The organism is Candidatus Tenderia electrophaga, from assembly GCA_001447805.1.
GTDB lineage: Bacteria > Pseudomonadota > Gammaproteobacteria > Tenderiales > Tenderiaceae > Tenderia > Tenderia electrophaga.
Window position 1 is genome coordinate 1,512,629 of the sequence record CP013099.1, and the last position, 23,790, is coordinate 1,536,418.

The following is a 23,790-nucleotide window of genomic DNA, read 5'->3' on the forward strand; positions in this document are numbered from 1 at the left end:
TTGCAAAAGGGGGCGTTCACCGCGCGGCAGGACACCGAACCCCTAATTTCCGTCGATCCCTTTTCCCAAGGGGAGGCCGGAGACGATACCGGCCATGCCGCCTTCGTCGTGCCTGCGACGTCAACCGGCGCCTGTTAAACACCCCCGACCACCTCTCGGGTTCTTTCTTCCTAACACAAGGGATGTCGCAATAAAATAGCGTCAATCCAAGATTTTACGGCCCGGAGAAATCAGGGTAGCATTGATCCCATCAAGCGTTTGGATCGGAACATCTTTATCATGACCGGTAGAAAACAATAATGAACCCACTGGAAAAGACCGTTGAGTCCCTGATCTTTCGCAGCCGCTGGCTGCTGGCGCCGTTCTTCATCGGCCTGCTCGTCGCCATCATCGCCCTGCTGGTGAAATTTGCCAAGGAATTGATTCATCTCATGGCCGGTTTGTTTACCAGTAGCGCGGAAGAGGCCATTGTCAGTATTCTGACCCTGGTGGACACGGCCCTGATCGCCAGCCTGCTCTTGATCATCACCTTCAGCGGCTATGAAAACTTCGTCTCCAAACTCAGTGTCGGCGAACATGAAGACCGTCCCGCCTGGATGGGCAAGGTGGGGTTTTCCGACCTCAAGCTCAAGCTTATCGGCGCCATTGTCGCCATCTCGGCAGTGGAACTGTTGAAGGCCTTCATCAACGTCCACCAACTGACTAACGAGCAACTGGCCTGGAAAGTGGGCATCCATCTGACCTTCGTCGTCTCGGGCGTGCTGTTCGCCGTCACCGATTGGATCGCGGAGAAGGGCAAGCACAAAGATGAGTCTCCTCACTAAGAAATACAGCCTCAGCAGGGGCTGCGCCTGAAGACGAAATGGCCGTAGCCCTCCACCTTAAATACAAATTCGTTTTCGCTCAGAGTCAAGATATCCATGTACACTGCGCCCGTCTCGTATTCGTGGCGTTGGAACAGCCGTCCGGCGCCTGAGTGACCGTCCACATTGAAACGATAGATCTGGTTTTCACCGGACGAATAGATTTGGCCATGGATTTGAAACCAGTCGCCATAGCGCTCGACGTTGACAAAGGCCTTGGCGGGTTGGCCGAGAGAATCCTTGCCGATAAAACAGCCACTTTGTGGCTGACCCTGGGCTGTTGCCGATAGCACGAAGACCATTAAGGCCGCAAAAACCCTTGTTTTTCGCAGGCACGGTTTTCGAATTTTTATCATGATGACCACCCGCAAGAATAGAGGCGATGGCATGAGTATAGACCCGAGGTCGGGGGTTTGCGCCCGCTAACAGCGGCTATAGTCCACTTTATTGATATTGAAACGCTTGATACGCGATGCCAGGGTGGTCGGCTTGATATCCAGCAACTGCGCGGCGCCGTTGGGGCCGAAGACCTTGCCGCCCGTGGCCTTGAGGGCGTTGATGATGTTTTCCCGCTCCCGTTGCCGGCGCTGCGTATCGGACATGATCTTGATTGGTCCCGTATCGGTCCGTTCCAGCGGATCCCCCGCGTCCACGGCCTCGGGCAGATCGAGCGTGAGCCGTTCGCCTTGGGCCAGGATCACGGCCCGTTCGATGACATTGATCAGTTCGCGGATATTGCCTGGCCAGGGGTAGGCCTGCAGTCGCTGCATGTCGGCCTTGCTTGGCTTTACCGCCGTCTTGTTGAATTTCTCACAGGCACGCTGAATGAAGTGGGAGGCGAGCAGGGGGACGTCATCGCGACGGCTGCGCAGCGCTACGGACTCGATGGGGAAGACATTGAGGCGAAAATAGAGGTCTTCGCGAAAGCCCTTGTCGCTCACCGCTTGTTTCAAATCGCGATTGGTGGCGGCGATGACGCGCACGTCGACGGCCCGGGTGCGGTTATCGCCGACACGTTCGAATTGTTGTTCCTGTAGTACGCGCAGCAGTTTGCTCTGCAACTCCAGGGGAATCTCGCCCACCTCGTCCAGAAACAGGGTGCCGCCGTCGGCCAATTCGAAGCGGCCGGCGCGGTCCGAGACCGCGCCGGTAAATGCGCCTTTCACATGGCCGAAGAACTCGCTCTCGAACAGTTCGCGTGGGATGGAGGCGCAGTTGACCCGGATCAGGGGACGACCGCTGCGCGCGCTGCTTTCATGAATGGCGCGGGCGATGAGTTCCTTGCCGGTGCCCGACTCGCCGCTGATCAGCACGCTGGCATCGGTGGGGGCCACCAGTTCGATCTGCTTGATGACATTGCGAATGGCGGCGCTGGCGCCGACGATCTCCTTGTAGTTGTGTTCGTTGCGGATCTCCTCCAGCAGGTAGGCGTTTTCCTGTTCCAGTTTGTTTCTCAGCGTCTCCACCTCGGCCAGGGCGTGGCGTAGTCTGGCCTCGGCCTCCTTGCGTTCGCTGATGTCGCGAAAGATCACCACCGCGCCCACCAGCTGACCGTTGTCCTCGATGGGGGTGCTGGTGTATTCCACCGGCAGGGCGCGGCCGTCCTTGCGCCAGAAGACCTCGTTGTCGACGAAATGGACCTCGCCGTCGGCAAAGGCGGCATAGATGGGGCAGCTGCGGCTGGGGTAGAGACTGCCGTCACCATGGCTGTGATGGATGGCGCCGTGGATGTCGCGGCCGATCAATTCTTCGGCCTTGAAGCCCAGCATGCGCTCGGCGGCCGGGTTGACGAAGGTGGTCTTGCCGTCGGCGTTGATGCCGTAGATGCCCTCGCCGGCGGCGCTGAGGATGAGGGCGTTCTCCCGTTCGATCTCCTGGAAGATATTCTCGATGGTCTTCCAACGGCGGATGCCGGCGCGGTGATAGCGCAGCGCCTCGGCGCGTTCCCGTTGCGCCAGCAGTTGCTCCTGATCGGCCAGGTTGAGAACGAGGTAGGGATGCTCGCCGTGCTCGACGCGACTGCCGGCCATCTCCACGGTGATGGGGTCGCCGTGGCGGTGATAACAGATGATGTCGTTGCACCAGCGACGGCCCTGGGTCATGACCGCCTCGGTAAACACCACCACGGCGGGGAGCTGGTCACGGAACAGTTCACTGGCCTTGAGGCATTGCATCGCCTCGCTGTCATACCCGAGTAATGTGCGCGCCGCGCGGTTGGCCTGGATGATGCGATTGCCCCAGGGATCGAGCACCAGGCAGGCATCGGCCTGGTATTCCAATGTTTGTGCCGCTAGTGACTGCATTGCTGCTCCGCGCTGTGGATGTATTCAATTTAAAACCCTATCAACATCCATGCCATGGCTACGAAGCTTCGTGGCGATGACTATGAAACTTCGTAGCATTACGAAGTTTCGTTGCCTGATTCACAGCTCAGTGATTTCGATGCAGGCATTCAAAAACAAGCGCTTAGGGTACTTTTACGGGGTTGGCACAGTCTCTGCAATAACGCTTTCGTAGGGCAATGAGAGCCGTCGGTGACACTTTATATAAACCGATTCGATCTGATTGCCGAGACAGGCGCGGCCGCACCTTTTCTGTGCGGCACGCTGAGATGACGAACCATTTGCAAGCAGAGGAAGCACGAGCATGTCCAACAAGAGCCTAGGTAACCCCTTCGATCCCCATATCAGTCTCAAACACGCCAAAGGCTGCGGCTGTTCTACCTGTGCAACAGGTCAGACGGTCGACGGCGAACTCAAGCAGCCGCTCGAGCAGGGCGCCGCTGAGTCTGAGGCACTGAACAGTTCCGAAGCAATCATGGACCGCGCCATCGAGAGCGCCATCGTGCGCGGCATGTTCGGCCATGACGAAATGAGCCGGCGTTCCTTCATGGGCATGGTGGGTGGCGGCACCATGGCGGCTATTCTTGGTTCGCTGTTGCCCATGGATGCGGTCAAGGCGGCGGTCAAGGACAGCCTGGGTCCATTGGAGAAGAAGAAACTCAATATCGGCTTCGTGCCCATCACCTGCGCCACGCCCATCATCATGGCCCATCCCATGGGCTTTTATGAGAAGTACGGCCTGGACGTGGATGTGATCAAGACCGCCGGCTGGGCGGTGGCGCGCGACAAATCGCTCAACAAGGAATACGACGCCTCGCACATGCTCACCCCTATGCCCTTGGCTATGAGCATGGGCGCCGGCTCCAGCGCCGAGCCCTACATCATGCCGGCGGTGGAGAACATCAACGGCCAGGCCATCGTGCTGCATGTGGATCACAAGGACAAACGCGATCCCAAGCAGTGGAAGGGCTTCAAGTTCGGCGTGCCCTTCGAATACTCCATGCATAATTTCCTGCTGCGCTACTACGTCGCCGAGCACGGCCTGGACCCGGACCAGGACATCCAGATCCGCGTGGTGCCGCCGCCCGAGATGGTGGCCAACCTGCGCGCCGGCAACCTGGACGGTTATCTCTCCCCCGATCCGTTCAACCAGCGTGCCGTGTGGGAGAAGGTGGGCTTTCTGCACACCCTCACCAAGGACATCTGGGAGGGCCACCCCTGCTGTGCCTTCGCCTGTTCCAAGGAGTTTGCGGTGAGCAACCCCAACACCTACGGTGCCTTGCTGCGTGCCATCATCGATGCTACTCATTATTCCTCCAATACCAACAACCGCAAGGAGATCTCCGAGGCCATCGCGCCCAAGAACTATCTCAACCAACCGGTGCCGGTGATCGAGCAAGTGCTGACCGGTTATTACGCCGATGGCCTGGGCGAGATCAAGAACGTGCCCGATCGCATCGACTTCGATCCCTTCCCCTGGCACTCCATGGCGGTGTGGATCCTCACCCAGATGAAACGCTGGGGCTATATCGAGGGCGATGTGGACTACAAGAAGATCGCCGAAGAGGTCTATCTGGCCGCCGATTGCGCCCAGGTGATGAAGGAGCTGGGCTACGAGCCGCCCGGCAAGACCTATGAAAACTACACCATCATGGGCAAGACCTTCGACTACAACAAGCCGGAGGAATACCTGAAGAGCTTCGCTATCGGGAGGACATGATGCTGCAGTCCATTAACATGCGCGCGGCGCTGGTCTCCGTCGGCCTGCTGATCCTCGCCCTGGGGATCTGGGAAGTGACGAGCCAGCCGCCCGAGGCCAGCAAGGCGATGACGGAGTACCAACGGCTGATGGGCGGTGCGGACCAGGAGGCCCGCGTCCCGCCGCCCTCGGCCATCATCGCCCTGGCCATCGAGGAGTTGAGCAACCCCTTCTATGATGCCGGACCCAACGACAAGGGCATCGGCATCCAGTTGGCCTATTCCATCTATCGTGTCCTGGCCGGATTTTTCATGGCCGCGGCGGTGGCCATCCCCATCGGTTTCGTGGTGGGCATGTCGCCGTTGATGTACAAGGCCCTGAATCCCTACATCCAGGTGCTGCGGCCCATCTCGCCGCTGGCCTGGATGCCCCTGGCCCTGTTCATCATCAAGGACTCGGAGGCCTCGGCCATCTTTGTCATCTTTATCTGTTCCATCTGGCCCATGCTCATCAACACCGCCTTCGGCGTGGCCGGGGTGCGCAAGGACTGGGTCAATGTGGCGCGCACCCACGAGCTGAGTCCGGTGCGCACCGCGCTGACCGTGATCCTGCCCGCCGCCGCGCCGACCATTCTCACTGGCATGCGTATCTCCATCGGCATCGCCTGGCTGGTCATCGTCGCCGCCGAGATGTTGGTGGGCGGCACCGGCATCGGCTACTACGTCTGGAACGAGTGGAACAATCTGGACCTGGCCAGCGTGATCTTCTCCATCCTCATGATCGGGTTGGTGGGCATGGTGCTGGATTTGATGTTGTCGGCGGCGGCCCGCTTCGTGCAGTACAAGGAGTAAACCCATGACACATGCATTTCTAGAAGTCGAAGGACTGGCCAAGCGTTTTCCCGGCGCCGACAACGGCGCGGGCCTGACCGTATTCGAAGACGCCAGTTTCCAGATCGAAAAGGGCGAGTTCGTCTGCGTCATCGGCCATTCCGGTTGCGGCAAGTCCACCATTCTCAATGTCCTGGCGGGGCTGGATCAGCCCTCCGACGGGGTGGTGATTATGAACGGCAAAGAGGTGGCCGGCCCCAGTCTGGAGCGCGGCGTGATCTTTCAGAACTACAGCCTGCTGCCCTGGCTGTCCACGGTGAAGAACGTCGCCTTCGGGGTGAAGGCGCGCTGGCCCCATTGGAACAAGGAGCAGGTTCACGAGCACAGCATTAAGTACCTGGAGATGGTGGGGCTGAAGGAGGCGGCCGATAAAAAGCCCAGTGAACTCTCCGGCGGCATGCGCCAGCGTGTCAGTATCGCCCGGGCCTTCGCCACCCAGCCGCAACTGCTGTTGATGGATGAACCCTTCGGCGCCCTGGACGCCCTGACCCGCGGCGTCATTCAGGAGGAGCTGATCAAGATCTGGTCGGCGAGCAAGCAGACCGTGTTCATGATCACTCACGACGTGGACGAGGCCATCCTGCTCTCGGACCGCATCCTGCTCATGACCAACGGGCCCTATGCCCGCATCGCCGAGTCGGTGCAGGTCTCCATCGAACGGCCGCGCAATCGCAACAGCGTCATCCACGATCCGGGCTATTACAAGATCCGTAATCACCTGGTGGACTTTCTGGTGACCCGTTCCAAAGAGTTGGCCGGCGGTGCCGGCGAGGCGACGGTGGAGACCCGCTTTGTCGATCCGGCCAAGGACGCGGGGGATATGCCCAAGGAAGAGGCCGAGCGTCTGGCCCGCACCGGGAGTTGAGCCATGGAGGGCCGACCCCCGTTTCCACCCTTTGACCTGGAGACCGCCCGGCAAAAGGTCCAGGCCGCCGAGGACGCCTGGAATAGCCGTGACCCGGCACGGGTCTGCCTGGCCTACACCGAGGACACCGAGTGGCGCAACCGCGACGAGTTTCTCAACGGCCGCGCCGAGGTCAAGGCCTTTCTGGAGCGCAAGTGGGCCAAGGAGCTGGATTACCGCTTGAGGAAATCGCTCTGGGCCTTCACCGGCGACCGCATCGCGGTGCGCTTTGAATATGAATGGCATGACGCCGCGGGGCAGTGGTACCGCGCCTACGGCAATGAAAACTGGGAATTCGCGGCCAACGGTCTGATGCACAAGCGCTATGCCAGTATCAACGACCTGGCCATTGCGGCCGAGGCGCGTAAATTCCTGTAACAACCTTAAGCAACGCTAGACTGGAGAAAACCCATGACCAAGACCGAAATGACCGCAATGATCCTGGCCGCCAAAGAGGCCAAGGGCAAGCGCTGGGAGGCCGTCGCCGAGGGCGTCGGCATGTCCCCGGTGTGGACCACCTCCGCCTGCCTGGGGATGAACTCCATGTCCGCCGACCAGGCCGCCGCCCTGTGCGAGACCCTGGACCTGCCCGACGAAGTGGCCAGCGCCCTGCAGGCTTGCCCGCACAAGCACTGGGACAAGACCATCCCCACCGACCCCTTGATCTATCGTTTTTATGAAATGATCAATGTCTATGGTGAGACCATGAAACAGATCATCCATGAAAAATTCGGCGACGGCATCATGAGTGCCATCGATTTCTCCATGGACATCGACAAAGAGGAAAACCCCGCCGGGGATCGGGTGGTGATCACCCTCAACGGCAAGTTTCTGCCCTACAAATCCTGGTAAGCACCTGCGCGCAGGCCCCGGCAGGACAGCCCTGCCGGGGGGCTTTGCCGTGGTGGATGCCGCGTGCGCAGGAACTGTGCTAAGGTCGTTGCGAGAGTTGTTCTAACGGACTAGACAGCGATACCCGATGGCCATGGCAGCACCCGAGACCCCGGCGCCCTTGCAATTCACTCAGCTCCACATCGATGTGGCGCGCAACGCCACCGACGACTTCAATCTGTTTCATGACCCCAACAAGTGGCAGCGCATCCGCGGCAATCCCTTCGGCGGTCCCATCGCGTTGGGTTTCCAGCTGGAGTGTCTGATTGAAGAACAGCTGCGCCTCTATCGTCAGGCCCATGACGAGACCGCTTTGGTGAGCGAGCACGGGCTGAGATTCAGTAACTATCAGTTCACCTTCGCCGGTGCCGCCAGGCCGGGTGAGGCGCTGCAGGTGGACATCAAAAAGTCACGCTTGACCACGACTGAACAGCCCGGTCTCAGCAATCGTGTGGTGATCAAGAACGGACGCGGGGTGGTGCTGATCGGACACAAGCGCGAATCACCGGCGCCTTTATGTCTCGCCGACGTCGACCTCGCTCATCTACCCGATCTCAGGCGGCTGCCGGATCGCAGTTATGTCCCGGGCGGTGATCTGTTCTGTAAACGCAAATTCATGAGCACCGGCCATGCCAAGAATTTTCTCACCGGCTCGCTGGCGGATCAGGCCGCCTGGTTCGACGAACTGGAGGAGAAGGTCAGATTTCCCGAAATGTTCCCCGCCGCGCTGATCTCCTGTGCCCTGCTGGAGCGGGCCTTCAAGGCGGGGCATGATTTCGAACAGGCGCCCATGGTCTATACCAGCCACCACATCTCGGTGGACCGCGCGTTGGCCGCCGGGCTGATGAGCAATGATGTCTTGCACCTGCTGGTGGACCAGGGCGAGGAGACCATGGCGGGGGGGCTGGGCGGGGCCGGCATCCCGCAACTGCGGCATCGCTGTTTCGGTCTGCTGGGCGACGGCGCTGTGTTATTTCGGGCCGAGATCGCCCTGGCGCCGTTGGCGGCGATTGTTACGAATCCGGCATAGTCGCTTAAAATCCCCCCTAGCCCCCCTTTACAAAGGGGGGAACTTGGAGCGGGCCGGCGCGTTTGGATTACGGGTATGAGAAGTCTAATGGTGCGGGCAGTGCACCCTACTCAAAAGTGAATCGTCTCCCGGATATTCCCCCCTTTGAAAAAGGGGGGTTAGGGGGGATTTATATTGCTCAGGCATAGCGCATCCCGAGATGCGCTACCCTATGGCCATGAGCGACGACACGTTTATCCAACTCCGACACATCCGCAAGGCCTATCAGGAAGGCGAATGCCAGCACTGGGTGTTCCGCGATCTCAGCATCGACTTCCGCCGCGGCGAGTCGGTGGCCCTGCTGGGGCGCAGCGGCACGGGCAAGACCACCTTGCTCAATCTGCTCAGCGGCATCGATCTGCCCGATGCCGGCGAGATCTGGATCGACGGCGATAATATCGCGCGCCGCTCGGAGACGCAGCGCACCCTGTTTCGCCGTCGACACATCGGTTTCGTGTTCCAGTTCTTCAATCTCATCCCCACCCTGACCGTGCTGGAGAATCTGTTGTTGCCGTTATCCCTGTCGGGGCGCCTGGATGATCAGGGCGAGGCCCGGGCCCTGGCGCTGTTGCAGCAGGTGGATCTGCATGGGCGCGCCCAGAGCTATCCCGATGTGCTCTCCGGCGGTGAGCAGCAGCGCGTGGCCATCGCCCGCGCCTTGGTGCACCACCCCAGCCTGTTGTTGGCCGACGAAGCCACCGGCAATCTGGACACCGAGACCGGCGCCCAGGTGCTGGCGCTGTTGTTTGACATGGTGGCCCAATCCGGCAGCACCCTGATCATGGTCACTCACAGCGAGGAGGCGGCGCGCCAGGCGCGGCGGGTGTTGAGCTTGCATGATGGCCGCTTTGTCGAGTAAGCGCCTGTTGTGGCGCTCGGCCGGGCGCCACCTGTTGCGCCACCCCTGGTTGATGGCCTTATCCCTGTTGGGGGTGGCCCTGGGGGTGGCGGTAGTGGTGGCCATCGACCTGGTCAACCACAGCGCCCAGCGCAGTCTGGAACTGGCCAATCAGGCCGTCGCCGGGCGCAGCACCCATCAAATCGTCGCCGGGCCGGCCGGGGTGGATGAGGCCCTGTATCTGCAACTGCGTATAGCGCAGGGCCTGCGCGACTCCGCCCCGGTGGTTGAAGGCCCGGTGGTGGCGCTGGATTTTCCCGGACGGACCTTTCAACTGTTGGGTACGGACCCGCTGGCCGACTCGCCGCTGCGCGATTACCGCAGTGAGCTGCAGGGCGAACGATTTCTGCGTCAATTGATGACTGTGCCCAACGCGGTGATGATGGCGGCGGGCACGGCCCGGGCCCTGGGGCTGGCGGTGGGGGACAGCCTGCGGGTGCGCAGCGCCGGCACGCTGCACAGTCTGCGGCTGGTGGGCCTGATGCAGCCGCAGGACCCCTTGGCGGCCCAGGGCATGGCCGATCTGTTGTTGGCCGATATCGCCACGGCACAGAGCCTCCTGGATCGTGTCGGTCGGCTGTCGCGTATCGACTTGGTGCTGGATGATGGCGCGCAGCTGGAACGGCTGCGCCAGGGCTTGCCCCCCGGTGTGCAGCTCATTGATCGCCAAGGGGCCGACCAGGCCCAGACCCAGATGACCGCCGCCTTTCGCACCAATCTCACCGCCATGAGTCTGCTGGCCCTGCTGGTGGGCGGCTTCATCATCTTCAACACCATGAGCTTCTCGGTGTTGCAGCGACGTCGTCTGTTCGGCTTGCAGCGGGCGCTGGGGGTGACGGCGGCGCAGCTGTGGCAGGTGGTGCTGGGTGAGGCCCTGGTGGTGGGGCTGCTGGGGGCGGGACTGGGTCTGCTGTTGGGCGTGGTCCTGGCCGAGGGCCTGCTGGGGCTGGTGACCCGCACCATCAATGATCTCTATTACACCCTGGAGCTGCGGGCGCTGCATATCTCTTATTGGGGCCTGGGCAAGGGCCTGTTGCTGGGCGTGGGCGCCACCGTCCTGGCCAGCCTGGTGCCCACCTGGGAGGCCACTCATACCCCGGCGCGCGCCACCCTGACGCGCTCCTATCTGGAGGCCCGGACCCGCCGTGCAGTGCGCCGGCTGGCCTGGGTCGGACTGCTGGCCATCCTCTGCGGGGCAATCTTGCTGGCCTATTCGGGCACCGGCCTGGGGCCGGCCTTTGTCGGACTGTTCGCCCTGGTGATCGGCTATGCCCTGCTGACGCCGCGCCTGGTGATGGGGGCGATCCACGTCGCTGCGGCCCTGTGGCCCCGCGGTCGCGCCCTGTTGGGGCGCATGGCCCTGCTGGGGGTGGTCAACGCCCTGAGCCGTACCGGCGTGGCCCTGGCGGCGCTGCTGGTGGCCGTGGCCACCATGGTGGGGGTGAGCACCATGGTGCACAGCTTTCGCGGCTCGGTGGTGGACTGGATCGAACACAGCCTGCGCGCCGACATCTATCTCAGCGTCGCCGAGGCGCCCGATCTGCGTCGCCATGGGCTGTCCCGCGACCTGGTCGACGCCATTCGCCGTCTGCCGGGGGTGACGGCCTTGAGCCTGGGGCGGGGCGTTGAGGTGCCGGTGGGCGCGCGCCGCCAAGCGATCGTCGCCCTGGACCTGCCGCCGCAGGGCTTCGCCGGCTATCAATGGCTGCAGGCAGTGGCGCGGCCCTATGCGGCGTTTCAGTCCGGCATGACCGTGCTGGTATCTGAGCCCTATGCCTATCGCCACGGCGTCGCGCTGGGCGATACCCTGTCCCTGCCCACGGCCCAGGGCGAGCGGAGCTTCCGGGTGATCGGCATCTATCGCGATTACGGCGCCGAGCACGGTCGTATTACCCTGCGCCGGGAACTCTACGAACGGCTGTGGCAGGACCCGGTGATTTCCACCATCGGTGTTTATCTTCAGGAATCGGCCGATGTCGCGCACATCATGGATCGTGTGCGCGCCCTGTTGCCAGCGCAAGCGCCCCTGCGTCTGCGCGCCAATGCCGAGATCCGCGCCGCCACCCTCCAAGTCTTCGATCGCACCTTCGCCATTACCGACGTGCTGCGCCTGCTCACCCTGCTGGTGGCCTTCGTCGGCATCCTCACCGCCTTGATGGCCCTGCAGCTGGAACGCGCGCGGGAGTTGGCCGTGTTGCGCGCCATCGGGCTGACGCCGCGGCAACTGTGGCTGTTGGTCAGCGGCGAGACCGGGCTGATGGGGCTGCTGGCCGGATTGTTGGCCCTGCCCTTGGGCCTGGTGCTGGCCTGGGTGTTGATCCATGTGATCAACCGCCGCGCCTTCGGTTGGGGTATGCCGATGGACGTGGATTTCATGCAATTGGCGTCGGCGCTGGGCTTTGCCGTGCTGGCCGCACTGCTGGCGGGACTCTATCCCGCCTGGCGCATGGCGCGCACCTCACCCGCCCTGGCCTTGAGGGGGGAGTGATGCGTCGTCTGCTGTTACTCAGTATGGTGCTGGTATTGATGCTGATGCTGGGGTGGTGGCTGCAACCGGGCCACCAGATACCGACGCCCGCGCAACAACAGGGTAGCGGCCTGGCCGAGACCCTGGCGGGCGACAGTGCGGGCTGGGCCCGCGCCACCGAGCGGCGTGAATTCTCATTCCCCGCAGACCACGGCCCCCATCCCGCGTACAAGACCGAGTGGTGGTATTTCACCGGCAATCTGCAGACCGAGGACGGGCGCCGCTTCGGCTATCAGCTCACCTTGTTTCGTATCGGCCTCAAGCCGGGCAGGGTAGCAGGCGCGCCGTCGGCGTGGCGCGCCAACCATCTCTACATGGCCCACTTCGCCCTCACCGATGTGCAGGGCGAACGTTTCCATTCATTCGAACGCTTCGCCCGCGCCGACCAACGTCTCGCCGGTGCCCAGACCCAGCCCTTCGCCGTGTGGCTGGAGGATTGGCGCGTCGAAGGGGGGCATGACGGCTTTCTGCCCCTGAAGCTTCGCGCAGCGCAGGGTGATATCGCCGTCTCCTTGAGACTCGACAGCGCCAAGCCGCCGGTATTGCAGGGCGAACAAGGTCTGAGTCAGAAGAGCGCCGAGCCCGGCAATGCATCCTATTATTACTCCTTCACGCGCATGCCGACTCGAGGTGAGATCCGTATCAAGGATCAGACCTTTCGGGTCCAAGGCCACAGCTGGTTGGACCGGGAGTGGTCCACCTCGGCGTTGGCGCCGGACCAGGCCGGCTGGGACTGGTTCGCCCTGCAACTCGACGACGGTCGGGACTTGATGTATTACCGCCTGCGCCACAAAGACGGCAGTGTCGATCGCCATAGCGCCGGCGTATTGGTCGGCCCGCAAGGGGATGTACAACGATTGGAATGGGATGATGTGCAGCTGGAGGTGCTGGACCACTGGATCAGTCCGCAGACCCGCATCCGCTATCCGGTCCACTGGCGTCTCACTCTCCCGGATCATGGCCTGCGACTGGACGTCACGCCGCGCCTGCAGCAGCAGGAGATGACTCTCTCGGTGCGTTACTGGGAAGGTGCCGTGGCGGTGACGGGGCAGGCCGACGGCGAGCCGATCATCGGCAGCGGCTATTTGGAATTGGCGGGCTACGAATAAAAAGGGGACGTTAGCTTTTATAGTTCGAAAGGCCTATGTGGTGGGCAGTAATACCTTCAACATTTCAGCGGCACTAAGATCAGCCGCGCAGAGGGGACCCTCTTGCTGGGCTACTATGTGGCGTATATCCTGTATCTGATTCCGGCTGCGGCACAGCACGATGCCTTGCCCCGTTTCAGTGCCGTCATGTTCTATTTCGTGGTCCCGCTCACGCTCATTACCTTGCTTACCTTAGTGCTCAGACAGCTCGGCCGTAATAAGAGTGCGGCGTCGTGAGTTATTGTATTGTGAGGCCAAGGACTATAATGGAGACATAAGTGAGGCACAACATGGATACGTCTGTATCAAAAGGAGAGGCTATGTCTATCGCGCCTTATGCCAAGCACTTGATCGCCTTCGCCGCCCCGATCGTATTGGCGCTGGTGATGGGGTTTGCAGTTCAGCGTCCCGGCGTGCCCGATTTTCAAGGATATGTCGCGGGTCCGGAACGTAAGCAGGCATTTTTTGAATATCTCTTGCCCCTGGTGGAGCAGCGCAACCAGGAAATTTTGCAGACTCGCCGTCGGCTCCAGAGCTGGAACCGAAATCGCCATGCCATCGGCGGCTGGGATGAGCGCCGCATCAAGGTGCTGGCGCAACGCTATCGCGTGGACGCTTTCGATATCCACAGTGATGCGGATTGGCAGACCCTGCTCAGACGAGTGGATGTGGTACCGCCCTCGTTGGCGCTGGTGCAGGCGGCCAACGAGAGTGCCTGGGGCACCTCGCGGTTTGCCCAGCAGGGCTACAATTTTTTCGGGCAATGGTGTTTCGAGGCGGGCTGCGGCCTGGTGCCCTCGAGTCGCGACGCAGGCAAGCGCCACGAAGTGGCCGTATACGACTCGCCGCGGGGCTCGGTGGAGAGCTATATTCGCAACCTTAATACCCATGCCGCCTATCGGCCGTTGCGCGAGCTGCGCGCCCAGTTGCGGGCCGCGGACAAGGCGGTGACCGGCGCCAAATTGGCGGCAGGATTGGAACGCTACTCGGAGCGCGGCAGTGAATATATCAGCGAGTTGCGGGCCATGATTCGCCACAATGAGTTGAGTCAATACGATCTGTGAGGGGGGTTCGTCCATGCCAGCGTCAGGTTTCGTGGTGCTTGGTGCGATAATGTCACTCCACATCCATTTTAATGTCATAACAGGGAGACCTCATGGTTTTACTTGAAGCGTTAGCGTTGCGGCAGACCTGGGGGCGCCGTATGTTGGCGTGCCTGGTCATGTGTTCCGGCCTGTCGGTGCATGCCGCCGCGGCGCAGGGCGTGGCCACGGAACTCACTGTGCGGGTAGTGGCGCAAGACGCCAAGTTGATCCAGGACTCGGTGGGTGGGGCGGCGATCGTGGTGCGTGACGCCGACACCGGCGAGGTGTTGGCCGAGGGGCGGCAACGCGGTGATTCCGGCAGTACCGACAAGATCATGCGCCAGGCGCATAATCGCGGCGAGACGATCTATGCCGTGCCGGGCGCGGCCCAGTTTGCTACTACGTTAAATTTGTCCCGGCCGACTCGAGTGGCGATCAGCGCCGAGGGTCCGTTGGATTTTTCTCAGGCCTTACAGTCGGTATCCACCACCTTGTTGATGCTGCCGGGTCATCACATAAGCGGTGACGGCGTGGTGCTGACACTGCACGGTTTTATCGTTGAAGTACTGGCGCCGGGCGAGCTGTCTGGGGCAGAAGCGGGCGCAGAGGTGGCCGTTGAGGCGCGGGTGCGCATGATGTGTGGTTGTCCCACCCAGCCCGGCGGCCTCTGGGATTCCAATCAATACACCATCAAGGCACAGCTGCTTAACGGCGATGAGGTGGTCGCCGAGACGCCTTTGCGCTATGCCGGCCGCAGCAGTGTCTTCAACGGCCAGATCACCGTGCCTGCTGTAGGCACGCAGCGGCTGCGCGTGGTGGCCAGCGATCCGGACGGGATCAACTTCGGTATGGCGCAGCTGCAATTGACGCATCAATGATCGCTGAATCCATATAGCACACCATGGCGGGTGAATCGGACAAGGAAATACTTTTGGTGTATGACAGGGAGTGCCCCGTCTGCGAACGATATTCTCAGGTGCTGCGCATCAAAGAGAGTGTCGGCGAGCTGAAGATCGTTAATGCCCGGGAAGACAGCGAGATCATGAAGGAGATTACCGCACGGGGCCTGGATGTGGATCAGGGCATGGTGCTGAAAATGGGTGATCAATACTACTATGGCTCCGATGCCATCCATGCCCTGGCGCTGATCAGCAGCCGCTCGGGTCTGTTCAATCGTCTCAATTATTGGATGTTTCGTTCCCGCACCTTGTCACGTATTCTTTATCCGTTGTTGCGCTGGTGTCGCAACCTGTTGCTCAAGATGCTGGGCAGGACAAGGATCAATAATCTCAACAGGGCGGGTAAGGAGAAATTCTAGAGAGCCTCGCCGGTGGGACGCACTTGAATTGATGGTTTCATCCCCCGTGTTTTGGATGCCCGATTGAGAGCGGTTACAATGGCGGCACATTTTTCGTCCTTGGCCATTGTATGAAAGCCGAATCCATACATCGTCGTTTGAGCTTCTTGTTGAAGGGGATCCTGCTGTTGGAGGCCGGTGTTGCCTTGTGGGGACAGCAATGGCTCACCGCGGCGATTACCCTCGGGATTATCGCCATTACCCTGATTCCCGTGCTGTTGCATCGGCGCTTTCGGGTTTATATTCCCCCCGAGTTCGAACTGCTCGCCATCGGCTTCATTTTCGCCTCTTTGTACCTCGGCGAAGTGCATGGTTATTACACCCGCTTCTGGTGGTGGGACATCGCCCTGCATACCAGTTCCGGGCTGCTGCTGGGAATCGTCGGCTTTTTGTTGGTGTATGTACTCAACGAAACGGAAAAGATCGACCTGCACATGAATCCCGGTTTCGTTGCCTTTTTCGCCTTCCTGTTTGCGCTGGGGATTGGTGTCCTGTGGGAGATCTTTGAATACGCCATGGACAGTCTGTTGGGGATGAATATGCAAAAGGCCATGTTCGGCGACCCTTCCGGCCTGACCGATACCATGTGGGACCTGATCGTCGACGCCTTGGGGGCTTTGGTGATCTCGATGCTGGGCTATGGTTATCTCAAGGCGGCCCGCAATGAATCATTCCTGTATCGCTGGATACAGGCCTTTATCAAACACAATCCGGCGTTATTTGATCGGCGCCGCTGACTGTCCCTGGCGTCTGGCCGGGCGGCTTGACGCCATTCTGCCCACGCATCGGGATTGAGATACGTCAATGCCTTTTTTCCCCAGGCCGTCAATAGTTGAAGCCCTCGTCCAGCGGTGCCCTCGTGTGTTCCGCAGTGCCCGCGGCGGCCTTGGAGCTTTGATCAATGCAGGTCACATGGTTAAAAATTAGCGTCACGGGGATGTGCTTGATCACCCCGGCATTGTTGTATGCGGCGCAGCAGGTCGACGCTCTGGAGCCCCCGGCCACACCCACCTCAGACGACATCCAGTTTGGTCCCTTGAGCGTCGGCGGCGCCATGCGGGTGAACTATACCGTTGGCGATTATCCGGAGACCGAGGGCGCCTCGCGCGCCGTGCGCGACGGCGGCAATTTTTCCCTGGACACCTTCCGCCTTAACCTGGACCTGCTCAGTGGCGCCTACCTCGGCAAGCTGGAGTACCGTTGGTATGACGGTTACAATTTTCTGCATACCGGTTGGCTGGGTTACCGCTTCGCGGATCAAAGCGAGTTGCAAGTCGGCGTGAATCGGGTGCCGTTCGGGCCGCATCCACACTACGGTGTATCGCAGAGCTGGTTTTTCGATCAACACTACTACGTCGGACTGGCCGACGATATGGATTTGGGCGTGCGCTATTCCAAGGCCCTGGGCGACTGGCAGTGGGACGTCGGCTATTATCTCACCGATGAAGGCAGCTATATCGGTTTTTCCGAAGATAGCGCCCGCTATTCCTATGATGTGGTGAACGAAAGCGGCGGCGGCTACGCAGAACGCCATCAAGTCAATCTACGCGGCGTCTACACCTTGTCCTATCACGACATCACCAATGAACTGGGCTTTTCCCTGCAATACGGGCAATTGGAGAGTCAGGGCCGCCACGACGACGGTGACCATCGCGCCGCCTCCTTGCACATGATCAACCGCTGGGGCGACTTTGCACTCACGAGTCAGCTCACTTACTATAGATATGATGTGGATGCCGCGCAGCCGCTGGGGACGGATCAGTTGGTGCAAATGGGCGCCTACGATTTTCCGGTGAGCGTGGCGGCAGAGGCGTGGATCCCGGCCTTGTCCTTGATTTACCGCCTCGAAACACCGGGCGTCGGCTGGCTCGATTCCGTCACGCCCTACGTCGAATACAGCGCGGTGCATAAACAGGTCAACGGCTTTAACGACAGCGAACTCATGACCTTGGGCGCAGCCTGGGCCAACGGCGGCTGGTACATCTACACCGATTTGGTGTATTCCAACGGCAATGAGTTTGTCGGCGGTGAAGCCGCTTTCGGCGATCGCCTCGGCGCCAACGCCGACGATACATGGCAGGCGCGCTTCAATATCAATTTCGGCCTCTATTTTTGATGGCCGGATGAAGCCTCGATTCCGGCTTGGGCGTAGCGGCGCTGCCTCAGGTCTTCGCCGTAGCGGCGCTGTTTCAGGTCTGCGCCGTAGCGGCGCAAGGGCGAACGCATTCCAACAGGAGTATTAGCGTGAATGATAATCAGACCGCGGAATTCCCCGCTGAGAAGAAAAAGTCGCAAATCAATCCGCCGGTGTTCTTCGGCTCTGCGGCGTTGATTCTGGCCTTTGTCCTCTTCGGCGTTATCGCCCCCGAGTTCGCCGCTACCGTGTTCACCGATGTGCAGGGGTGGATCGTCCATACCTTCGGTTGGTTTTACTTATTGGCGGTGGCGTTTTTTTTGTTGTTCAGTGTCACACTGGCCTTGAGTTCTTACGGCGATATCAAGCTCGGCCCCGAGCATTCCACCCCTGATTACAGCTATATGTCCTGGTTTGCCATGCTGTTCAGCGCCGGCATGGGAATCGGTTTGTTATTCTTTGGGGTTGCCGAGCCGGTCATGCACTTTACCAGTCCGCCGGTGGGCGAGGGCAGCACGGTGGAGTCGGCACGTGAGGCCATGTCCATCACCTTTTTCCACTGGGGCCTGCATGCTTGGGCAATTTATGCAGTGGTGGGTCTGGCGTTGGCCTATTTCGGTTTTCGTCACGGTCTGCCGTTGACCATACGATCGGCCCTATATCCGCTTATCGGTGAACGTATTTATGGCCCTATCGGTCATGTGGTGGACATATTTGCCGTGCTCGGCACCATGTTCGGTGTGGCCACGTCGTTGGGCTTGGGGGTGTTGCAAGTCAACGCGGGGCTGAATTATCTGTTTGAGATCCCCGAGTCTACCTTCGTCCAAATCGGTCTGATCGCCGTAATTACCGTATTTGCCACCGCTTCGGTGGTGGCGGGCCTGAATGCCGGCATCAAGCGGCTTTCCGAACTTAATCTGATACTCGCCGTCGCCCTGCTGCTGTTCGTGCTGGTCGCCGGCCCCACCCTGTTTCTGTTGCAGACGCTGGTGCAAAACACCGGGCTGTATCTCAGCGAAGTGATCAGTAAGACCTTCAACCTCTATGCCTATGAACCCAGCGGCTGGATCGGCGGTTGGACCCTGTTCTATTGGGGCTGGTGGATTGCATGGTCGCCTTTTGTGGGCATGTTCATCGCGCGCGTGTCGCGTGGCCGAACCATTCGTGAATTTATCTTGGGGGTGCTGTTCGTGCCGGTGGGATTTACCTTCATGTGGATGACCTTTTTCGGCGGTACCGCCATCAGTATGGAATTGGGTGATCTCCCCGGTACCATCTCCGAGGCCGTCGCCGCCAATGTGCCCACGGCGATATTTGTATTGTTCGAGCAGCTGCCATGGAGCCTGCTCGCCTCGGGTATCGCCACGCTTTTGGTGGTAACCTTTTTCGTGACTTCGTCAGACTCCGGCTCATTGGTGATAGACATCATCACCTCCGGCGGCCATGCCGATCCGCCGGTGTGGCAACGTATTTTCTGGGCAGTGATGGAAGGCGTGGTGGCCGCCGTGTTGTTGCTGGCCGGGGGGCTCACGGCATTGCAGACCGCCTCTATCGCCGGGGCACTGCCGTTTACCCTGATCATGCTGGTGATCTGCTACGGCCTGGTGAAGGGGCTGCGTATGGAGGGGGCGAAGCGCCTGGCGCAGGGGGTGCCGGCGACGCCGATCATGGGCGGCGCCAAGGTGAATTGGCGGCAGCAGCTTAAAAAACTGATCAGCTATCCGGATGAGGCCGAGATCTCCCGTTTTCTCGCCGCGGTGGTGAAACCGGCGTTGGATGAGGTGGCGGCGGAGATTCACAAGTCCGGTTTGGAGGTGAATGTCGCGCATGGGGACAAGAGTGTCGAACTCACCGTGCAGCAAGGCGAGTCCCAAGCCTTTGTCTACGGCGTATACGCGGTCAGTCATCTATTGCCGACTTTTGCCTTTCCCGAGTTCGACGCCAGCGTGGACGAGAGCAAGCGCTATTACCGCGCCGAGGTTCATCTCAGCGAAGGCAGTCAGCATTACGATGTGCACAGTTATACCAAGGAGCAGTTGATCGGTGACGTCCTGGCCCAGTATGAAAAGCATATGCACTTTCTTCACTTGGCGCGCTAGCGTGGCCGGATACGGTATAGGGGCGCTGTGCGCGGCCCTGGTCCTGTATGCGGGGGCGCCGGCCGCGGCGCAATCGCCGTCATTGCCCAAGGCGGTATTCGGCTTTGAGCTCGGCACGGTGTTGGATCAATCATTGCGCCGGGGCTGCGATTTGGGGGAGTGGTGCGCGGTGTTGCCCCGCCAGCGCCAGCCCGAATTCGATCGCTATTCGGTGCGCATCACGCCGTCACAAGGGCGCATCTATCGTATCGCCGCCACGCGGTTTGTGGATGATCTACACACCTGCAAGGCCCAGGCGCGGGACTTGATGGCGATGCTTGAGCGTAACCACGGGATCCGCTTTGAGACGGTCGCGCCGGAGCGCGTCGCGCCCCTGGTGCGCGCTGCCTGGCGTTGGGCGCTTACGCCGCCGCCTGATTGGCAGGTTGAATATGATACCGCCTATGAGATCGATATCCGGTGCAAGGGACCGGCCGTGGGGGTCAATGCCGGCGGCGCCGGTCGTTCGGTGCCGGCGGCGACTTTGAAGGTGTTTTTCAACGATTTCAGACTGCTGCAACAAGAGCAGCCCGACAAACCTTAAGGGGTTTTTAAGGGGGGCTGCAAGTGGGTGCATCGACACGACGCCGGGTTGAAGCTATACATAGTGTGACGGCTGGTTCGGCCGTGGGTCTGCAGTCTCACTGTCAGTGGATTGCAATAATGCCCATGTGGCGCATAAACCGCTGCATAGGCCCTAAACTCGTAAAGAATGCCTCTGTCCTCGTGACGGGGACGCCGGTTCCGGCGCGGCTGCAGTCCTTGGGGGTGCGACTTCCATGATGTCACGTTTTCGGCTCAATCGAAGCCATACACAATTGCTTATTGTCTACCTGGTACTGTCTGCGGTCTGGATCGTGTTGTCCGACTACGGATTACGTTTACTGATCGATGACGTGGACAGCTTGACCCGTGGGCAAACCTTCAAGGGTTGGGTCTTTATCACACTCACCGGATTGTTACTCTATTTATTACTGCGCTGGCAGGAGCGTAAGACCCTCAGTCTGAAAAACCAGGTGGAGCGTTTTGCACAGACATTCGGTCACGTCCCCTTGGGGGTGGCCTATCTCAATATCAGCGGTGAATGGGTGGAGGTTAACGACAGTTTGTGTCGCATGTTGGGCTGCGGCCGCGGTGAACTCCGACAGTTGGATTTTGTGACAATGTGCACCGTCGGGAACACGGCGGTGGATAGCACTGATATGCGCCGCTTGTTTTGGGGGGATGTGGATACCCTGTCCGTAGAAACGGACTTTAGACGCGCCGACGGGGCGCGACTGCCGCTACGGGTGACAGGCACCCTGGTGCGAAATGCCCGCGGCGAACCCAGTTATGTGGTCGCTTTTTTTGAAAATCTGAGTCGCCAGCGGCACATCGAGCAGCGCCTGCGCGATCATTTGGAGAACTCGCCGCTGGCCGTGCTGGAATTGGACAGAAATCTATGCGTTAGCTATTGGTCGCCGCAGGCCGAGATCATGTTCGGCTGGTCGGCCGCCGAGGTGTTGGGCCGCCCGTGGATAACCTGGCGCTTTATCCACGATGAGGACCGGCAATGGGTCGAGGACGCCACCGCCGAACTGTTGAGCCGGCGCAGCAGCCGCTCAGTGATTCGCAATCGTAACTACACCCGTAGCGGCGAGGTGCGCGATTGCATTTGGTATAACTCCATTCTCATCGATGAGCAGGGGGATGTGTTGTCCATACTCAGTCAGGGCAACGATATCACCGAGCGTGAGCAGGCTTACCGCGAACTCAGAGATGCAAAAAAGCTGTTGGAAAAGATCTTCGTCAGCCTGCGCGAAGCGGTGTTCGTAATCGACCCCAAAGACCGCCGCATTGTCGCATGTAACGATGCGGTCACCGAAATCCTGGGTTATCGGCCCGAAGAACTCATCGGCCGGGATACCGAGATGCTGCATGTAGACCATGAGCACTTCGAACGATTTAGCCGAGACTACGACGCCAAACTGGCGGAAACGGGTACGGTGCAAATGGAATATCAGCTGCGGCGTCGTGACGGTACGATTATTGATACGGAAAACACCATCACGATGATCGACGCCGGCGAGGCGTTGGAAGCGACTCAAGTCGTCAGTGTGGTGCGCGATATCAGCGCCCGCAAGCAAGCGGCCGAGCAGCAGCGTCTTGCGGCCATGGTGTTCGATAATGCCAATGAGGCGATCGTAATCGCGGATGCCGAGCGCAGCATCGTGTACACCAACCCGGCATTTCATAAAATGACCGGCTACGCCGCCGAGGAAGTGAAAGGTCAAGGACCGACCATGCTGGATCCAGGCATTCACGACGATACCTTCTACAACACTATGTGGGAGACCGTCGACCACGACGGCCATTGGCAGGGCGAGGTGGCCAGCCGGCGGCGCAACGGGCAGACCTATCCGACCTGGTTGTCTATCAGTGCCGTGCGTAATGCAGCGGGTGCGGTGATGAACTATATCCTTATCGCCACCGATCTCAGCGAGCAGCGCCGCCTGGACGAACGTGTGCGCTATCTGTCGTTTCATGATTCGGTAACCGGCCTGCTCAACCGGCCTGCTATGGTTGAGCGTCTTGAACAGGCCATAATTCATTGCCAACGAGCCAAGCGCGATGTGGCCGTGCTAATCCTCAATATCGACCGTTTCAAAATGGTCAACGATTCCCTCGGACATGCCGTCGGCGATCTGCTCCTCAAGCAGGTGGCGCGAGACTTGCGGGGCGCCGTGCGGGCGGGGGATAGTGTCGCGCGCTTGGCGGCGGACCAGTTTGTTGTGGTGCTCTCGGAGCTGGCACGGCCCGACGATGTCGGTCCGGTATTGGAAAAGATCACTGCGAGTGTCGGCAACCTTCAATCCATCGACGGACAGGAAGTGTATGTGGGTTTCAGCATCGGCGTCGCCCTGTATCCCCGTGACGGCGACCGCAGTGAGGTGCTGGTGCGAAATGCCGACGTGGCGATGAACCAGGCGCGGGCGGAAGGCGGCGGGCGCTACCGTTTCTTTACCCGCCAGATGCACGACCGGGCCGTCGACCTTCTGGCCATGGAGGGCGAGCTGCGCCGTGCCGTTGAGCGCGGTGAATTAAAGGTGTGTTATCAGCCACAGATCAGTGTTGTAAATGAAAGGATCGTCGGCGCCGAAGCCCTGCTGCGTTGGCAGTCTAAGCGTTATGGCGCGGTTTCGCCGGCGCGCTTTATTCCCGTGGCCGAGGCCAGCGGCTTGATTTTGCCCATCGGTCGTTGGATCTTTGAACAGGTGGTCCGGCAGACCCGGATTTGGCGCGACGAGGGATTGTTGAGCGGTAGCGTGGCGGTGAATCTGTCGGCACGCCAATTCCGCGAGGCACAGCTGGCGCAGACGATACGCGAATCGCTCGATCGAGAAGGTCTGCCCGCCGAGGCCCTGGAACTGGAACTGACCGAGAGCCTGGTTATGGAGGACGCGGTCCAGGCGGCCAAAATCTTGGCTGAACTCAAGGCCATGGGGCTGCGACTGTCGATGGATGACTTCGGTACCGGTTATTCATCGTTGAGCCATCTCAAGCGCTTTCCGTTCGATACCCTCAAGATCGACCAGTCCTTCGTGCGCGACATCACGGTCGATTCCGACGATGCCGCCATCGCCGATTCCATTATCGCCATGGCGCATGCTATGGGCATGCGCGTGATTGCCGAGGGGGTGGAGGACGCCGAGCAGCTGGCCCACTTACGACGCCGCGGTTGTGATTTCGCCCAGGGCTTTTATTGCAGCCCGGCAGTGGACCCGGAAACATTCCAGGCCTTGCTGCGCGGCGATTGGCGCTTGCAAGATCAGGCGTCGAGATTGGAACACAGCCCGGGGCCATGA

General features: G+C 60.4%; 20 protein-coding genes. 18 read left to right on the top strand and 2 right to left on the bottom strand.

Annotation, left to right across the window (positions count from 1 at the left end):
• The first annotated feature begins 299 nt into the window (after positions 1–299).
• Positions 300–824, top strand: coding sequence for a hypothetical protein (locus Tel_06960; GenBank protein ID ALP52914.1), 525 nt, complete (start codon positions 300–302; stop codon positions 822–824).
• A gap of 11 nt (positions 825–835) precedes the next feature.
• On the opposite strand, the gene Tel_06965 is transcribed toward Tel_06960, so the two are convergent.
• Together Tel_06965 and Tel_06970 are read right to left on the bottom strand one after the other, a co-directional pair.
• On the bottom strand, positions 836–1,165 hold the full coding sequence (locus Tel_06965) for a hypothetical protein (protein ID ALP52915.1): 330 nt from the start codon (positions 1,163–1,165) through the stop codon (positions 836–838).
• 120 nt (positions 1,166–1,285) lie between these two features.
• Entirely contained in the window at positions 1,286–3,166 is a 1,881-nt protein-coding gene (locus Tel_06970; GenBank protein ID ALP52916.1) for a histidine kinase, read from the bottom strand.
• Positions 3,167–3,509: 343 nt separating this feature from the next.
• Between Tel_06970 and Tel_06975 the strand changes: the two genes are divergently transcribed.
• The 17 genes from Tel_06975 (at position 3,510) to Tel_07055 (ending at position 23,790) form a co-directional block, all read left to right on the top strand.
• On the top strand, positions 3,510–4,925 hold the full coding sequence (locus tag Tel_06975) for a nitrate ABC transporter substrate-binding protein (GenBank protein ID ALP52917.1): 1,416 nt from the start codon (positions 3,510–3,512) through the stop codon (positions 4,923–4,925).
• A 2-nt stretch (positions 4,926–4,927) separates the two neighbouring features.
• Positions 4,928–5,755: a nitrate ABC transporter permease gene (locus Tel_06980; GenBank protein ID ALP54765.1), complete on the top strand. Its 828-nt coding sequence runs from the start codon at positions 4,928–4,930 to the stop codon at positions 5,753–5,755.
• Between the two features lie 4 nt (positions 5,756–5,759).
• Positions 5,760–6,659, top strand: a complete 900-nt coding sequence (locus Tel_06985) for a nitrate/sulfonate/bicarbonate ABC transporter ATP-binding protein (protein ALP52918.1) — start codon at positions 5,760–5,762, stop codon at positions 6,657–6,659.
• Positions 6,660–6,662: 3 nt separating this feature from the next.
• Complete coding sequence (locus Tel_06990; GenBank protein ALP52919.1) at positions 6,663–7,076, top strand: histidine kinase; 414 nt, start codon at positions 6,663–6,665, stop codon at positions 7,074–7,076.
• A 33-nt stretch (positions 7,077–7,109) separates the two neighbouring features.
• On the top strand, positions 7,110–7,550 hold the full coding sequence (locus Tel_06995) for a cyanate hydratase (protein ID ALP52920.1): 441 nt from the start codon (positions 7,110–7,112) through the stop codon (positions 7,548–7,550).
• Between the two features lie 133 nt (positions 7,551–7,683).
• On the top strand, positions 7,684–8,619 hold the full coding sequence (locus Tel_07000) for a hypothetical protein (GenBank protein ALP54766.1): 936 nt from the start codon (positions 7,684–7,686) through the stop codon (positions 8,617–8,619).
• Positions 8,620–8,818: 199 nt separating this feature from the next.
• A complete protein-coding gene (locus tag Tel_07005) occupies positions 8,819–9,517 on the top strand; it encodes an ABC transporter ATP-binding protein (protein ALP52921.1) in 699 nt (232 codons plus the stop codon).
• On the top strand, positions 9,498–12,044 hold the full coding sequence (locus Tel_07010; GenBank protein ID ALP54767.1) for a hypothetical protein: 2,547 nt from the start codon (positions 9,498–9,500) through the stop codon (positions 12,042–12,044). The genes Tel_07005 and Tel_07010 overlap by 20 nt, the downstream gene beginning before the upstream one ends.
• Complete coding sequence (locus Tel_07015; GenBank protein ALP52922.1) at positions 12,041–13,192, top strand: hydrolase; 1,152 nt, start codon at positions 12,041–12,043, stop codon at positions 13,190–13,192. The genes Tel_07010 and Tel_07015 overlap by 4 nt, the downstream gene beginning before the upstream one ends.
• Positions 13,193–13,617: 425 nt before the next feature.
• Positions 13,618–14,295, top strand: coding sequence for a flagellar biosynthesis protein FlgJ (locus Tel_07020; protein ID ALP54768.1), 678 nt, complete (start codon positions 13,618–13,620; stop codon positions 14,293–14,295).
• 92 nt (positions 14,296–14,387) lie between these two features.
• Positions 14,388–15,194, top strand: coding sequence for a hypothetical protein (locus Tel_07025; protein ALP52923.1), 807 nt, complete (start codon positions 14,388–14,390; stop codon positions 15,192–15,194).
• Positions 15,195–15,217: 23 nt separating this feature from the next.
• Positions 15,218–15,634, top strand: coding sequence for a hypothetical protein (locus tag Tel_07030; GenBank protein ID ALP52924.1), 417 nt, complete (start codon positions 15,218–15,220; stop codon positions 15,632–15,634).
• A gap of 110 nt (positions 15,635–15,744) precedes the next feature.
• Positions 15,745–16,410, top strand: coding sequence for a hypothetical protein (locus tag Tel_07035; protein ALP52925.1), 666 nt, complete (start codon positions 15,745–15,747; stop codon positions 16,408–16,410).
• A gap of 164 nt (positions 16,411–16,574) precedes the next feature.
• The gene (locus Tel_07040) at positions 16,575–17,789 is read left to right on the top strand and encodes a hypothetical protein (GenBank protein ALP52926.1); all 1,215 of its coding nucleotides are present in this window, start codon (positions 16,575–16,577) and stop codon (positions 17,787–17,789) included.
• Positions 17,790–17,917: 128 nt separating this feature from the next.
• Positions 17,918–19,906, top strand: a complete 1,989-nt coding sequence (locus Tel_07045) for a choline transporter (GenBank protein ID ALP52927.1) — start codon at positions 17,918–17,920, stop codon at positions 19,904–19,906.
• 1 nt (position 19,907) lies between these two features.
• Complete coding sequence (locus Tel_07050; protein ALP52928.1) at positions 19,908–20,489, top strand: hypothetical protein; 582 nt, start codon at positions 19,908–19,910, stop codon at positions 20,487–20,489.
• A gap of 274 nt (positions 20,490–20,763) precedes the next feature.
• A complete protein-coding gene (locus tag Tel_07055) occupies positions 20,764–23,790 on the top strand; it encodes a hypothetical protein (protein ALP52929.1) in 3,027 nt (1,008 codons plus the stop codon).

Coding starts and splice junctions, on each gene's coding strand:
- Tel_06960 (ALP52914.1), top strand. CDS start 300: ATGAACCCACTGGAAAAGACCGTTGAGTCCCTGATCTTTCGCAGCCGC.
- Tel_07040 (ALP52926.1), top strand. CDS start 16,575: ATGCAGGTCACATGGTTAAAAATTAGCGTCACGGGGATGTGCTTGATC.
- Tel_07025 (ALP52923.1), top strand. CDS start 14,388: ATGGTTTTACTTGAAGCGTTAGCGTTGCGGCAGACCTGGGGGCGCCGT.
- Tel_06985 (ALP52918.1), top strand. CDS start 5,760: ATGACACATGCATTTCTAGAAGTCGAAGGACTGGCCAAGCGTTTTCCC.
- Tel_06970 (ALP52916.1), bottom strand. CDS start 3,166: ATGCAGTCACTAGCGGCACAAACATTGGAATACCAGGCCGATGCCTGC.
- Tel_06990 (ALP52919.1), top strand. CDS start 6,663: ATGGAGGGCCGACCCCCGTTTCCACCCTTTGACCTGGAGACCGCCCGG.
- Tel_06995 (ALP52920.1), top strand. CDS start 7,110: ATGACCAAGACCGAAATGACCGCAATGATCCTGGCCGCCAAAGAGGCC.
- Tel_07010 (ALP54767.1), top strand. CDS start 9,498: ATGGCCGCTTTGTCGAGTAAGCGCCTGTTGTGGCGCTCGGCCGGGCGC.
- Tel_07000 (ALP54766.1), top strand. CDS start 7,684: ATGGCAGCACCCGAGACCCCGGCGCCCTTGCAATTCACTCAGCTCCAC.
- Tel_07030 (ALP52924.1), top strand. CDS start 15,218: ATGGCGGGTGAATCGGACAAGGAAATACTTTTGGTGTATGACAGGGAG.
- Tel_06965 (ALP52915.1), bottom strand. CDS start 1,165: ATGGTCTTCGTGCTATCGGCAACAGCCCAGGGTCAGCCACAAAGTGGC.
- Tel_07035 (ALP52925.1), top strand. CDS start 15,745: ATGAAAGCCGAATCCATACATCGTCGTTTGAGCTTCTTGTTGAAGGGG.
- Tel_06975 (ALP52917.1), top strand. CDS start 3,510: ATGTCCAACAAGAGCCTAGGTAACCCCTTCGATCCCCATATCAGTCTC.
- Tel_07020 (ALP54768.1), top strand. CDS start 13,618: ATGGGGTTTGCAGTTCAGCGTCCCGGCGTGCCCGATTTTCAAGGATAT.
- Tel_07005 (ALP52921.1), top strand. CDS start 8,819: ATGCGCTACCCTATGGCCATGAGCGACGACACGTTTATCCAACTCCGA.